Source organism: Streptomyces coeruleorubidus, assembly GCF_008705135.1.
GTDB lineage: Bacteria > Actinomycetota > Actinomycetes > Streptomycetales > Streptomycetaceae > Streptomyces > Streptomyces coeruleofuscus.
The window spans coordinates 388017-401762 of sequence record NZ_CP023694.1 but is presented as its reverse complement, the minus strand read 5'-3'; the positions used below and the strand labels follow the sequence as shown (position 1 = coordinate 401762).

Here is a 13746-nt window from a genome sequence, read left to right as displayed (position 1 = left end):
TTGACAGCTGCCCGGGCAGTTCCTAGCTTCACTTCACGCGAACCGGTTCGACAACCATCGGTTCGACAGCCCACGCAAGGAGTTCCCCGTGAACATCGGTGAGATCGCCCGGCGGGCCGGTGTCTCGCGGAGCACCGTGTCGTACGCGCTGAGCGGCAAACGTCCGGTGTCGGACGAGACACGCCGGAAGATCCAGGACGTCATCGACGAGCTGGGCTACCGGCCCAACGCCAGCGCACGCGCCCTGGCCAACGGCCGGACCAGCACGATCGGCCTGGTCTTCCCGCCCGCCGGGAACCACTACACCGGCATGCAGCTCGACTTCATCGGCAGTGTCGTCGAAGCCGCCGCCGCCCATGACTACGACGTGCTGCTGTCCCCGAGCGGCGTGGACAGCGACCGCTCGTTCCAGCGGCTGCTGGGGGAGCGGCGGGTCGACGGCGCGATCCTGATGGAGATCAGGCTGAAGGACGACCGGGTCGACCACTTGGCCGAGCTGGACTTCCCCGCCGTCGCCATCGGCCGCACCGCGCACCCGGAGAGCGGCTGGTGGGTCGGCCTGGACCACACCGCACTGGCGGCGGCGTGCGTCCACCATCTCGCCGACCTCGGTCACCGCCGGGTCGCCTTCGTCAACCGGCCGGAGCAGCTCCTGCGGGCGGGATACGAGTCCGCGCACCGGGGCCTGGAGGGGTTCACCAAGGCAGCGGCCGAGCGCGGGCTGACCGTGCGCACATACTGCTGCGGGGACGACGCCGCGTCCGGTCAGGCGTGCCTGGAGCGGATCCTGCACGACGACCCGGCGACCACGGGCCTGGTCACGCTGAACGAGGCCGCGCTGGGCGGCCTGTACCGAGGGCTCGCCCAGGCGGGCCGCCACGTACCGCGCGACTTCTCCGTCACCGGAGTCGTGGCCGGCCGGTGGGCGGAGACGGTGACCCCGCAGCTCACCGCGGCGGACGTACCGGCCGAGGAGATGGGCCGTCGCGCCGTCGACCTGCTCATCGAACGGCTCGACCACCCCGGCGCGCCGCCTCGGCACCACCTTCTCGCACCACCCATCTCCCTGCGGGCGAGTACCGGGCCCGCCGGCGGTACGCCCTCCGCCTGACCCCGAACGCCTGACCCTCGAACCCCCCGGACCCTTCTCACTTCACCAGGTACGCCACCGCCGTTCGGCGTACCCGCACACCCCTCGTCACCTCTCCCACGGCACCCGTATGCCGAGAACGAAGGACCCGCCATGCACAGCTCCTCGAGACGGCTCCTCGCCACCGTGGCCCTGTCGACCGTCGTCGCCGTCGTCGGCACCGCCTGCTCCTCCGGCGCGGGCAGCACCGACGCCAAGGACGCCGACAGCGGCACCTACACGGTCTGGGACCCGTACCCGCAGTTCGCCAAGGGCTCGGCCTGGACGAAGCTGCTGGACAAGTGCGGCACCCAGGCCGGCGTGAAGATCAAGCGGACCGGTTTCGACACCAGCGATCTGGCCAACAAGACGCTGCTCGCGGCCCAGCAGGGCAACTCCCCGGACGTCCTCATCGTCGACAACCCCGTCGTCTCGACCCTGGCCGAGGCGGGCGTGCTCACCACGACCGACGACAACAAGCTCGACACCTCCAAGGTCGACCCCAACCTGCTCGCGGCGGGCCAGTCGGGCGGCAAGACGTACGGCACGCCGATCGGCGCCAACACCCTCGCCCTCTACTACAACAAGGAGGTGCTGAAGGAGGCCGGGGTGGACATCGCCTCGGTCAAGGACTGGAAGTCGCTGACGGCGGCCCTCGCGAAGGTCGAGAAGGCCGGCAAGAAGGGCATCACGTTCTCCGCGATCGGTACGGAGGAGGGCAGCTTCCAGTTCCTGCCCTGGTTCTGGGGCTCCGGCGCCCAGCTCACCGAACTCGACTCGGACAAGGCCGTCTCCGCGCTGTCGCTGTGGCAGGACTGGCTGAAGAAGGGCTACGCCCCCAACTCGGTCATCAACAACACCCAGACGACCAGCTGGCAGGAGTTCGCCGGCGGGGACTACGCGTTCGCCGAGAACGGCACCTGGCAGCTCGCCAACGCCGAGAAGGCGGGCTTCGAGTACGGCGTCCTGCCGATCCCGGGCTCCGACGGGGGCAACGCCGCCGCCCCGACCGGCGGCGAGTTCGTCACCCTCCCGGTGCAGGACGACACCGGCCGCTACACCACCTCCCAGAAGCTGGCGACCTGCCTGACCAGCACCCAGAACCTGTACGACACCGACACCACCCTGTCCTACGTCGCTCCCACCACCGAGGTCCAGAACAAGCAGGTGGCGGCGAACGCCGACCTGAAGGCCTGGGTCGACGCGGTCAAGGCGGCCAGGGGACGCACCAGCGACGACCTGGGCACCAAGTACCCGAAGATCTCCGAGCAGTTGTGGAAGGCCGTCCAGTCCGCCCTCAGCGGGTCCAAATCGCCCGAGGACGCGCTGACGTCGGCGCAGGCCGCGGTCAAGTGACATGGGTCCGATGAAGCAGACGGCACATCCGCCGGACCACCGGACCGTGCGCACACCGACCGGGACGGCGGCGGCACCCGCCCCGCCCCCGGCCCGTGCCGCGACACGACGCCGGCCGGCCTCCCAGCAGTGGGCCGCCTGGGCCTTCCTCACCCCGGTGACCCTCTACCTCGTCCTCTTCTACGCCTATCCGCTCTACCGCAACATCGACCTCAGTCTGCGGAACTACACCGTCCGCTCCTTTGTCCAGGGTGACGCACCGTTCACGGGCCTGGAGAACTACGGGAAGATCCTCGACGACCCGACCTTCGCCCCGGCCCTGCTCCACACCGTGGTCTTCACCGCCGTGTGCCTGGTCTTCCAGTACGCCATCGGCTTGGCCCTGGCGGTCTTCTTCCACCAGCACTTCCGGCTCTCGGCGACCCTGCGGGCACTGTTCCTGGTGCCGTGGCTCCTGCCGCTGATCGTGTCGGCCTCCACCTGGTCGTGGATGCTCAACAGCGACTCCGGCATCGTCAACGCCCTGCTGAGCACCGTCGGCGTCGACCCGGTGAACTGGCTCACCTCACCGTCCTGGTCACTGACCTCGGTGATCATCGCCAACATCTGGATCGGCGTCCCCTTCAACCTGGTCGTGCTCCACAGCGGCCTCCAGTCCATCCCCGCCAGCCTGTACGAGGCCGCGGCACTGGACGGGGCGAACTCCTGGCAGCGGTTCTGGCGCATCACCTTCCCGCTGCTGCGCCCCGTATCCGCGATCACCCTGCTGCTGGGCCTCGTCTACACGCTCAAGGTCTTCGACATCATCTGGATCATGACCAAGGGCGGCCCCGCGGACTCGTCCACCACCTTCGCCACCTGGTCCTACCAGCTCGGCTTCGGCAACCTCCTGCCCGCCTTCGGCCCCGGAGCGGCCGTCGGCAACCTGCTCGTCGTCGCCGCCCTGGTGTTCGGCCTCGTCTACATCCGGGTCCAGCGAAAGCAGGCGCTGTCATGAACCGAAGCCCCAGCCGCACGTGGTGGAAGACGGCCACCGGTCTGCTGCTGACCGGAATCATGCTCTTCCCGGTCTACTGGATGCTGAATGTGTCCTTCACCCGCGACCAGGACATGCGCAAGTCGCCCCCGGACCTGTTCCCGGCCGACGCCACCCTGGAGGGCTACCGGGCCGTCCTCGACCAGCAGTTGCCCTACCTCGGCACCAGCCTCGTCATCGGCCTGGGCACCGTCGTCCTGACCGTGGCACTGGCCGCGCCCGCCGGCTATGCCCTGGCCAAACTCCGCCCGCGCGGCGGCGGTCTGCTCGGCTTCCTCTTCCTGGTCGCGCAGATGATCCCCGGCATCATCATGGCGATGGGCTTCTACGCCATCTACCTCCAGCTCGGCCTGCTCCAGTCCGTCCCCGGCCTGATCGTCGCCGACTCCACCCTGGCCGTCCCCTTCGCCGTCCTCATCTTCACCGCGTTCATGTCCGGCATCCCCGGCGAACTGCTCCAGGCCGCGAAGACCGACGGGGCCGGGGCCCTGCGCACCTTCCGGTCCATCGTGCTGCCGATGAGCCGCAACGCCGTCGTCACGGTGTCCCTGTTCGCGTTCCTGTGGTCCTGGTCCGACTTCGTCTTCGCCAGCACCCTCGCCAGCGGCGGCGCCCACCAGCCGATCACCCTCGGCATCTACCAGTACATCGGCAACAACAACCAGGAGTGGAACGCCATCATGGCCACCGCCGTCGTGGCCTCACTGCCCGCCGCGGTCATCCTCGTCCTCGCCCAGCGCTATGTCGCCGCCGGCGTGACCGCCGGAGCCGTCAAGGACTGACCTCCCGCGGACCTTCCCTTCTACCGACGGTCCCTGCATCCACCGACGATCCCTGCTCGAGAAACGAGTCACGCCTCCATGACCGCCGCCCCGTCGTCCGGACCCGCCTTCTCCGTCCACGACATCCCGTTCAGCACGTTCGGATCCTGGTTCGGCATCTCACCCGTGGTGGCGGAGAAGACGTACGCCGAGGACCTCCACCTCGTCTCGCACCAGAACGGCATGCACGCCGTCCTCCGCCTCGTCCCCCTGGACCCGGAGACCGGCGAGCGTGCCGGCGCCCGTGTCGAGGCGACACCGGGACTGCTCAGCTGGGTCGGCCCGGCCGGGCGCGTCGACCTCGCCTACGAGTCGCCGGACACCGTTCGCCTGCGGGGCAGCGGCCTGGACATCGGAGTCTTCGCGGGCGCGCAGGTCCTGACGCCGTTCAGCGGGACGTACTTCTTCCACGACCCGGCCGCGGACGCGCACGTGTTCACGTCGTACGAGACGGGGCGCCGCTACCGCGTCACCATCCTGTCCGGCCGGATCGCCCACACCGCCGGGGCCCAGGCCCTGGGCGGCGGTGACCGCGGCCTCGCCCTGACCGCGGCGGCGGACGGCGGGTGGGAGATCGCCGTAGAGGAGATCGACACCGCTCGCCCGCCGTACGCGCTCTCGGCCGCCTTCGGCGAGATCGTGGCGGCGGCACGCGGAGCCTTCGCGGAATTCGTCGACGCGGTGGCCCCCTGGCGGTCGTCCGCCACCCCGGCCGCCGAACTCGCCGCCTACGTCCTGTGGTCGGCGACCGTACGCCCGGCCGGACTCGTCTCCCGGCCTGCCGTCCTCATGTCCAAGCACTGGATGGACAAGGTCTGGAGCTGGGACCACTGTTTCAACGCCCTGGCCCTGGCCCCGGGCTGTCCCGGGCTGGCCATGGACCAGTTCGCCCTGCCCTTCGACCACCAGGACGACAGCGGGGCCCTGCCCGACTCCGTCACCCACTCCGAGGTCCTCCACAACTTCGTCAAACCGCCCATCCACGGCTGGGCGTCCGGCCGTCTGCGCCGCCGGCTGCCGACACCTCCCAGCCGGGCGGAACTCGCCGGGACATACGACCGGCTGGAACGCTGGACGCACTTCTGGCTCACCGCTCGGCGCGCACCCGGCGCCGCCCTGCCCCACTACCAGCACGGCAACGACAGCGGCTGGGACAACGCCACGACCTTCGACCCCGAGCGGGTGGTCGTCACCGCCGACCTGGCCGCCTTCCTCGCCCTCCAGTTGCATGAACTTGCCTATCTGGCCGCCGAGTTGGGCAAGCCGGACGAGGCGGGCCGGTGGACGCGCACGGCACACGAGATCCAGTCGGCGCTGCTGGACGAACTCTGGACCGGCGAACGGTTCGTCGCCCGGGGAGCCGCCACCGGAGACACCTGGAGCAGCTCCAGCCTCCTCGACCTGATGCCCATCGTGCTGGGCGAGCACCTGCCCGGCGAGGTCGGCAGCGCGCTCGCCGACCACATCAAGGCCCATCTGACCCCGTACGGCCTCGCCACCGAGCTGCCCACCTCACCGCACTACCTCTCCGACGGCTACTGGCGCGGCCCCGTCTGGGCCCCCGCCACCGTCCTCATCGAGGACGGCCTGCGCCGCGCCGGACACGACCGGCTCGCCGACGACATCAGCGCCCGCTTCCGCGCCCTGTGCGAGACCCACGGCTTCGCCGAGAACTTCGACGCCCTCACCGGCACGGGCCTGCGCGACCGCGCCTACACCTGGACCGCCGCGAGCTACCTCCTCCTCGCCGAAGCACACGCACACCGGGGCAGCCACTGACCGTGCGTCACCGCAGCGGATGCAGCGCCGTCAACTCGGCGGCCCCACGGCCCGTGACGACCGACTCCGCCAGCAACTTGCCGGTGAGGGGGCCGAGGGCGATGCCCCACATGCCGTGGCCGCCGCAGACGTGGACCCGGGGCGAGCGGGTCGGGCCGACCAGGGGCAGGCCGTCCGCGGTGCACGGGCGGGGGCCGACCCACTCGTCGGTGCGGTGGGTGAGGTCGGCGGAGGGCAGCAGATCACGGACCGAGTCGACGATCGCCTCGATACGGCGGGGGTCCGCGGGGCGGTCCGGTGCCGTGAACTCCATCATTCCCGCCACCCGCACCCGGTCCCCGAGGGGTGTGCAGACCACCCGACGCTCGGCGAAGTACGTGGGCCGGGTGGGCAGCCCGGCCGGGGGCAGGGAGAAGCTGTAGCCGCGTCCGGACTGCACCGGGGTGCGTACACCGAAGGGCGCGGCCAGGCGGCCGAGCCAGGCTCCCGGGGCGAGGACGGCCGCGTCGGCCCGCACGGACGTGCCGTCCCGGGCGAGGGCGACGACCCCGGTGCCCAGATCCCGTACCCGGGTGACCTCCAGGCCGGTGACGATCTTCCCGCCCCGGCCGCGGACCGCGTCGGCCAGCGCTGCGACGAACGCCCCGGGGTCGAGGTGACGCTGGCCGTGCAGTCGTACGGCCGCGTCGACGCGCGACGACAGCGCGGGCTCCGACTCGCGCGCCTCGGCACCCGTGAGCAGGTCGTAGTCGACCTCCTGCCCCGCCGCGCGCACCGCGTCCAGCTCCGCCACGAGCGGGGCCCGGCCGGCCGCGGAGGTGAAGGCGATCAGGCACGGCTCGCCCGTGCGCGTCGGCTCGGTGATCCCGCCCCGGGCCAGATCGTCGTAGGCGGAGAGCGCCCCGCGGTTCAGCGCGGCGAGTGCGGCCATCGCCACCTGCCAGCGCTGGTGGGTGCAGTTCCGGGTGAACGCCAGCAGGAAGCGGGCCAGCCGCGGATCCGGCCGGGGCGGTATGTAGAGCGGGGAGGCGGGGGAGAGCAGCGTGCGCAACCCCAGCTTCAGGGCGGCCGGTTCGGGCAGGGGAACGGTCAGCGCGGGGGACAGCCAGCCCGCGTTGCCCCACGACGCGCCGGCCGCTACGCCCCGCCGGTCGGCCACGGTGACCTCGACGCCGGCCTCCTGGAGGAACCAGGCCGTCGCCAGCCCGGCCATGCCCGCGCCCACCACCACGACACTGCGCGGGCTCATGACCGGCCGCCTTCCGCCATGCCCGTGCTCACCGCGACGTCCGGCCGCCGTTCCCCGAACCGTGTCGCCTGCTCGAACGCGTACCCCGCCCTCAGCACGGCCGCATCCCCCCGGTGCGGCCCGACCACCTGGAGCCCGACCGGCAGCCCGGCCGGCGTGAAGCCGGCCGGGACCGACAGCGCCGGGCAGCCGGTCATCGAGATCAGGCCGGCCGAGCGCATCCAGTCCAGATACGTCTCCATGGCGATGCCGTCCACCGAGGCCGGGTAAGGGAGGCGGACGTCGAAGGGTGCGACCTGACTCACCGGCAGCAGCAGGACGTCGTAGGTCCCGAAGAACTCGCGCACCCGGTGGAACAGCGCGGCCTGGAGGAGCTGGGCGCGGCCCAGGTCCGGGCCGGTGAGCTTGCGGCCCTCCTCGATGTTCCAGACGACGTCCGGGGCCATGCGGTGCCGGTGCTCGTCCAGCAGGGGCCCGTACGCGAGCTCCATCTGCCAGGCGCGCTGGACGAGGTACGCCTCGTCGGCGCCGGACAGGTCGGGGCAGGCCTCCTCGACCTCGCAGCCCAGCGCGGCGAACACCTCCACCGCGCCGCGCACCACGTCCCGGACCTCCGGGTCGACGGGCACGCTCCCGCCGAGGTCGGGCGACCAGGCGACCCGCCACCCGCGGACATCGCCGTCGAGCCGGCCGGCGAACAGGGAGCCCGGCGTCTCCAGGGCGAGCGGGCTGCGCGGATCCGGCCCGGCCAGCACCGACAGCGTCAGGGCGACGTCCTGCACGGTCCGCGCCATGGGGCCCTTGACCGAGAGCTGCCCCCACGGCGCCTTGTCGGGCCAGGAGGGGACCCGGCCGGGGGAGGGGCGCAGGCCCACCACGTTGTTGAAGGACGCCGGGTTGCGCAGCGAGCCGCCGGTGTCGCTGCCGTCGGCGATCGGCTGCATGCCACAGGCGAGCGCGGCCCCGGCCCCGCCGCTGCTGCCGCCGGCGCTGCGCGAGAGGTCGTAGGGGTTGCGGGTCGCGCCGAAGACGGGGTTGACGGTGTGCGAACCCATGCCGAGTTCGGGCACGTTGGTCTTGCCGAGCGTGATGGCCCCGGCCCGCTTGAGGCGCTCGACGACCAGGTGGTCCCGGGCCGGGACGTGGTCGGCGAGGACGGGGGAGCCGTAGGTCGTGCGGATGCCCGCGGTGTCGTGGAGGTCCTTGTGCGCGACGGGCAGCCCGTGCAGCGGCCCCAACTCGGCGTGTGAGACGGCCCGTTCGTCCGCGTCGGCCGCTGCCTCGAGCGCTCGGTCGGCGACCAGGGTGACGATCGCGTTCACCGACGGGTTCACCCGGTCGATCCGTTCGAGATGGGCGGTGACGACCTCGCGGGCGGAGATCTCACGGCGCCGCAGGGCCGCGGCGAGCTCGGTCGCGGTGCTGAAGCACACGTCGGCGGGGTTCACAGTCCTCCCAGGGTTTCCTTGAGCTGCACGACGGCGAGCACCCCGAACAGGGCGAAGGAGCCCGACAGCAGCACGTTCGAAAGGGTCTTGTTGCGGTACGGCGGCTGAAGGCCGCGCCGGTTGAGAAGGACCAGCAGAGCCCCGGACAGCAGCGGCAGGACGAGGGAGCCCACGGCCGCGTAGGTGAGCAGCAGAGGGACCGGCTTCCCGGCGAAGGTCACCGCCACGGACGTGGCCGCGCAGTAGACCACGAACAGGCGGAACGGAAGGCTGCGCTGGCCCATGTGCCGCTCGGCCTCGTCGTCCGGCACTGCGCGCAGGGTGCGCAGCGAGTCGGCCAGCAGATAGCACAGGGCGTTGAAACCGCCGACCAGGGCGCTCAGGGTCACGAGGAAGAAGGTGCCGAGGAACAGCACCCGGGCCGCCGACCCCATATCCGCGCCGAGCGGTTCGGCCAGTGCGGCGAGTCCGTCGTTGCCGGTGATCGTCCGGCCGCTGCCGTACAGCAGGCCGGTGCCCACGATCGAGGTGCACACCACGAACAGGAACGTCACCGTGTAGCTCATCGCCGTGTCGGCCCGCATGACGGGCAGCCAGCTCGCGTGCCGCCAGCGCTTCTCCCGCACCCAGTAGCTGTACGAGGCCACTCCGGCCGTGCCGCCCACCCCGCCGACCAGCGCCAGCACGGTGATCACGTCGCCCTCCGGCAGCCGCGGCCGCAGCGAGGACACCAGTCCGGACGGGTCGTCCATGGTCACCAGCGTGACCACGGCCAGCACGACCATGCCGACGAACTTGGCCAGCATGAACCCGCTCATCACCCGCTCGAACAGCGAGTACCGGCCCACGTACACGATCCCGGCCGACGCCAGCGCGATCACCAGGGCCATCGGTCTCACCGGCAGCGCGGGGAACAGCGTCGACAGCGCGAGCGACGCCACCGAGCCCAGGGCCGCCCCGTACAGCAGCCCGATGACCAGGACGAACGCGAAGAAGGCGTACGGGAGCCAGCGGGCGGCCGAGCGCAGGCTCGCGATCACCGTCAGCCCGGTCGCCAGATAGAGGCGTCCCACCGCTTCGGTCAGCGCGTACTTGAGCACGACGCCGATGAGGATCGCCCACAGCAGGGCCATGCCGTATCCGGCGGCGCCCGCCAGCGACGTCACCATGTCGCCGGCGCCCACGCTGGCGGCCGCCAGGACCAGCCCCGGCCCGAGGACGGACAGCCGCCCGCGCCGGGTGGCGGGGGCGGGGAAGGACTCGGGGGACGGAGCAGCCGCGGGCGGGTGAGGGGGACTTCCGGGTGTCGCGGTCACGTCGGCCACCTCCGGGGATAGGGAAAGCGTGGTCCGGCTTCCCGGTAGAGTCGGCCAGGCCGACGGATGGGAACAAGATTCCCTGTGAAATCGACGGAATCAGCCATACGCTCAGGCCGATGGACGCACCGCACACCGGCTTCGTGGCCGATTCGCTGGACCGGCGCATCATCAGCGCGCTTCAGATCGACGGCCGTGCCTCGTGGCACCGCATCGCGACGGCGCTCGGAGAACCGGAACGCACCGTCGTCCGGCGGGGCACCCGGCTGCTGGACTCCGGGCTGGTACGGATCGGCGCCATGGCGGTGCGCGGACGCAGCACCGTGATCGGAGTGCGCTGCGCGCCCGGCCAGGCCCGTGTGGTCGCCACCGCGCTGGCGCGTCGGCCCGACTGTGCCTTCGCCCATGTCCTGACCGGGACCTGGGACTGCGTCGCGGAGGTGCAGTGCCCGCGCGACCGTCTCGCAGGGCTCGTCATGGACGAACTCCCGGGGCTGCCGGGGGTCGTACGGACGCTGACACTCCCGGTGCTGCGGCACGTGCGGACGATTCGCGAGTGGCACGCGGGCCTGCTCACCGACGCCGAGATCGCCGCCCTCACCGACGGGACGGGTGCCGCCCCGGCGTCGGCGGACGTGTCACCCGCGTTCGACGGCGTCGGGGAACTCTCCCGCGCCGACCGGCTCCTGGTGCACGCCCTGGCCGAGGACGGGCGGTGCACGTTCGACGAACTGGCCCGGGTGTCCGGGGTGTCCGAGGCCACCGCCCGGCGCCGGCTGGGCGCCCTGCGCAGGGCGGGGCGGGTCCGCGTCCGTGCCGTGATCGAACCGGTGCTGCTCGGGCTGCCGGTGGAGGCGGTGCTGTGGGTGCGGGCCGTGCCGGCGCAGGTCGACGCGGTGACGGCGGCGCTCGCCGAGTCCCCGCACGTCCGGTACGTCAGCTTCCTCACCGGCGAACGCCAGCTGCTGGTTCTGACCGCGTTTCCGGACGAGGTGGCGCTCCACGACTTCGTCACGCGTTCCCCGTGGCTGCGCGAGGCGGTGTCGGTGGATGTGTCGATGGTCCTCGGCTCGCTGAAACGGGGCGGGATGCTCGCGCCGTGGCTGCGTGACTGACGTCCTGTTCAGGCCGGGCGAACGGGGCTGAGTCTCCTCGATACATCGGAGGCTTCATTCGCAGGGGCCCCGTTCACGTCATTGACAGGTGCATGAACGCTGCTTAGGTTCCCGGATACACCCGATGTATCGATGATCCGTCAGGTCTGGAGGACACGATGACCTCACAGCCGGAGCAACGTTCGAAGGTGGCCCGCAGAGCCGTACTCGGCACCGCCCTCTCAGGCGCCGCGGCGGCGGCCCTGCCCGGCACGGCCCGAGCCCAGGAACTCACCGGGCGGGTGCCGTCCGACGCCGGCGGCAGACGCCCCTGGAAGCTCCGCGACACGATGACCACCGACAGCGCCTGGTCGACGTTCCTGCGCGGCCAGGACCTGCTGTGGACCAAGCTGCCCACCCGCTGGTACGAGGGCCCGTTCCTCGGCGACGGGCTGCTCGGCAGCATGATCTACCGGGAGCCGGACGCCAACCAGGTCCGCTTCACCGTCCAGCACGGCCGAGTGCAGGACCACCGCCCCGAGTTCGGCAGCGGCTGGGGCACCTGCCGGCTTCCGGTGGGACACCTCACGCTCGAACCGGCCGGCACCATCACCGCCGTCGACTGGCGGCTGAGCCTGTGGAACGCCGAACTCACCGGCACCGTCACGACCACCGCCGGCAGGCTCACCCTCTCCGCCCTCATCCACGACGAGGTACTCGCCGTCCGGGTGCGGGCCACCGGCGGCGAGCGCGCCGTCTGGACCTTCCACCCCGAGGAGGCCATCAGCCCCCGGAAGATCCAGGAGACCCCGCCCGCCGACTACATCCCCAACCCGCCCTGGACCACGAAGACCGCCGCCGACGGCACCGAGCAGGTGCTCCAGCCCCTCACCGGCGCCCAGACCGCCACCGCCTACCGGCGCGACGGCGACGAACTGCTGCTCAGCGTCGGGCACAGCGCCCCCTCCACCACCGCGGCCGAGACCGACTCGCTGCGCAACCTGCGGCGCGCCGGGTCCTACGGCACCCTCCGGCGACGGCACATCCGCTGGTGGAACGCCTTCTACAAGAAGAGCTTCGTCTCGTTCCCCGACCAGCGGCTCCAGAGCTTCCACTGGATCCAGCTCTACAAGGTCGCCTCCGCCAGCCGGGCCGGCGGCCCGGTCATGGCCACCTCCGGCCCGTGGCTGGAGCCCACCCCATGGCCCGCGGTCTGGTGGAACCTCAACGTCCAGCTGGAGTACTGGCTCATTCACGGCTCCAACCACCTGGAACTCGACGCACTCGCCACCACCCTGCGCCAGAACCAGGAACAGCTCATCGCCAACGTGCCCACCGCCTACCGCGCCGACAGCTCGGGCGTCGGCCGCAGCTCCGACATGTTCGCCAACCGGGGAGTGGGCAGGCCCGGCAGCGGCACCGAGGTCGGCAACCTCGCCTGGGCGCTGCACAACGTGTGGCTGTCCTACCGGCACTCCATGGACAAGGCCCTCCTGCGCGACACGCTCTTCCCCGTCCTGCGCCGGGCCGTCAACTACTACCTGCACTTCCTCACCCCGGGCAGCGACGGCAAGCTCCACCTGCCGAGCACGCTCTCGCCCGAGTACCCCGTCGTACCCCCGCAGGACACCAACTACGACCTGGCCCTCATCCGCTGGGCCTGCCAGACGCTCATCGAGTCCGCCGAACTCCTCGGCATCGACGACGACCTGGCCCCGCGCTGGAGGGAGGTGCTGGCCAAGCTCACGCCCTATCCGGTCGACGACAACGGCTTCATGATCGGCGCCGACACGCCGTACGAGCGGTCCCACCGGCACTACTCGCACCTGCTGATGGTGTACCCGCTGTACCTCGTCAACTGGGACCAGCCCGAGAACCGCGACCTGATCACCAAGTCCGTGGAGCACTGGCACGCGCTGACCGGCGCCCACCGCGGCTACAGCTACACCGGCGCCGCCTCGATCTACGCGATGACCGGCGACGGTGACACGGCGATCGGCTACTTACGGAAGTTCTTCGACACCTCCACCCGTTACCCCTGCCAGGCCAACACCCACTACACCGAGGCCGGCCCGGTCATCGAGACGCCGCTGTCCGCCTCGCAGTCCCTGCACGACATGTTCTGCCAGAGCTGGGGCGGCGTGATCCGCGTCTTCCCGGCCGTCCCGACCGCATGGGCGGACGTCACCCTGCACGACTTCCGCACCCAGGGCGCCTTCCTGGTCAGCGCCGTCCGCAAGAAGGGGACCACCCGGTTCATCCGGATCAAGAGCCTGGCGGGCGAGCCGCTCAAGCTCCGGCACGGCCTCACCGGCACCCTCACCGTGCTGCTCGACGACAGCACCCCGGCCCGCACCCGCGACCTGGGCGGCGGCACCCTCGCCATCGACCTGCCCAAGGGCCGCGAGGTGCTCGTCCACTCCGGATCGCGCCCCGACCTCGTCATCGCGCCCGTCACCGTCGGCGAACCGGGTCCGGCCTGGGGACTGCCGTAATCACCGCACACCTCGGAGGTTCA

10 protein-coding genes are annotated in these 13746 nt (G+C 71.4%); 7 read left to right on the top strand and 3 right to left on the bottom strand.

Annotated elements, in window-relative coordinates:
• Positions 1 to 88 precede the first annotated feature (88 nt).
• From CP976_RS01925 to CP976_RS01905, 5 genes are all read left to right on the top strand, one after another.
• Positions 89 to 1111, top strand: a complete 1023-nt coding sequence (locus tag CP976_RS01925; protein WP_150478707.1) for a LacI family DNA-binding transcriptional regulator — start codon at positions 89 to 91, stop codon at positions 1109 to 1111.
• A 132-nt stretch (positions 1112 to 1243) separates the two neighbouring features.
• The gene (locus CP976_RS01920; RefSeq protein ID WP_150478706.1) at positions 1244 to 2485 is read left to right on the top strand and encodes a sugar ABC transporter substrate-binding protein; all 1242 of its coding nucleotides are present in this window, start codon (positions 1244 to 1246) and stop codon (positions 2483 to 2485) included.
• A 10-nt stretch (positions 2486 to 2495) separates the two neighbouring features.
• On the top strand, positions 2496 to 3482 hold the full coding sequence (locus CP976_RS01915; RefSeq protein WP_150478705.1) for a carbohydrate ABC transporter permease: 987 nt from the start codon (positions 2496 to 2498) through the stop codon (positions 3480 to 3482).
• A complete protein-coding gene (locus tag CP976_RS01910; RefSeq protein ID WP_150478704.1) occupies positions 3479 to 4303 on the top strand; it encodes a carbohydrate ABC transporter permease in 825 nt (274 codons plus the stop codon). Before CP976_RS01915 ends, CP976_RS01910 begins: the two co-directional genes overlap by 4 nt.
• 78 nt (positions 4304 to 4381) lie before the next feature.
• Positions 4382 to 6121 carry an amylo-alpha-1,6-glucosidase gene (locus CP976_RS01905; protein ID WP_150478703.1) on the top strand — a complete coding sequence of 580 codons (1740 nt, stop codon included), beginning with the start codon at positions 4382 to 4384 and terminating at the stop codon, positions 6119 to 6121.
• Positions 6122 to 6128: 7 nt separating this feature from the next.
• Here the strand turns inward: CP976_RS01905 and CP976_RS01900 are convergent, their stop codons facing one another.
• The 3 genes from CP976_RS01900 to CP976_RS01890 are packed head-to-tail and all read right to left on the bottom strand — an operon-like array spanning position 6129 to position 10134.
• Entirely contained in the window at positions 6129 to 7370 is a 1242-nt protein-coding gene (locus CP976_RS01900) for an NAD(P)/FAD-dependent oxidoreductase (RefSeq protein ID WP_150478702.1), read from the bottom strand.
• Positions 7367 to 8818, bottom strand: coding sequence for an amidase (locus CP976_RS01895; protein ID WP_150478701.1), 1452 nt, complete (start codon positions 8816 to 8818; stop codon positions 7367 to 7369). Before CP976_RS01895 ends, CP976_RS01900 begins: the two co-directional genes overlap by 4 nt.
• Positions 8815 to 10134: an Nramp family divalent metal transporter gene (locus tag CP976_RS01890; RefSeq protein WP_150478700.1), complete on the bottom strand. Its 1320-nt coding sequence runs from the start codon at positions 10132 to 10134 to the stop codon at positions 8815 to 8817. The genes CP976_RS01895 and CP976_RS01890 overlap by 4 nt, the downstream gene beginning before the upstream one ends.
• A 119-nt stretch (positions 10135 to 10253) precedes the next feature.
• Here CP976_RS01890 and CP976_RS01885 point away from each other — a divergent pair, with 119 nt between their 5' ends.
• Positions 10254 to 11249 (top strand): Lrp/AsnC family transcriptional regulator, encoded by a 996-nt coding sequence (locus tag CP976_RS01885; protein WP_150478699.1) that lies wholly within the window; start codon positions 10254 to 10256, stop codon positions 11247 to 11249.
• Between the two features lie 158 nt (positions 11250 to 11407).
• Positions 11408 to 13723: a glycosyl hydrolase family 95 catalytic domain-containing protein gene (locus CP976_RS01880; RefSeq protein WP_150478698.1), complete on the top strand. Its 2316-nt coding sequence runs from the start codon at positions 11408 to 11410 to the stop codon at positions 13721 to 13723.
• Positions 13724 to 13746: the final 23 nt, after the last annotated feature.

Coding starts and splice junctions, on each gene's coding strand:
- CP976_RS01910 (WP_150478704.1), top strand. CDS start 3,479: ATGAACCGAAGCCCCAGCCGCACGTGGTGGAAGACGGCCACCGGTCTG.
- CP976_RS01920 (WP_150478706.1), top strand. CDS start 1,244: ATGCACAGCTCCTCGAGACGGCTCCTCGCCACCGTGGCCCTGTCGACC.
- CP976_RS01885 (WP_150478699.1), top strand. CDS start 10,254: ATGGACGCACCGCACACCGGCTTCGTGGCCGATTCGCTGGACCGGCGC.
- CP976_RS01900 (WP_150478702.1), bottom strand. CDS start 7,370: ATGAGCCCGCGCAGTGTCGTGGTGGTGGGCGCGGGCATGGCCGGGCTG.
- CP976_RS01905 (WP_150478703.1), top strand. CDS start 4,382: ATGACCGCCGCCCCGTCGTCCGGACCCGCCTTCTCCGTCCACGACATC.
- CP976_RS01915 (WP_150478705.1), top strand. CDS start 2,496: ATGAAGCAGACGGCACATCCGCCGGACCACCGGACCGTGCGCACACCG.
- CP976_RS01880 (WP_150478698.1), top strand. CDS start 11,408: ATGACCTCACAGCCGGAGCAACGTTCGAAGGTGGCCCGCAGAGCCGTA.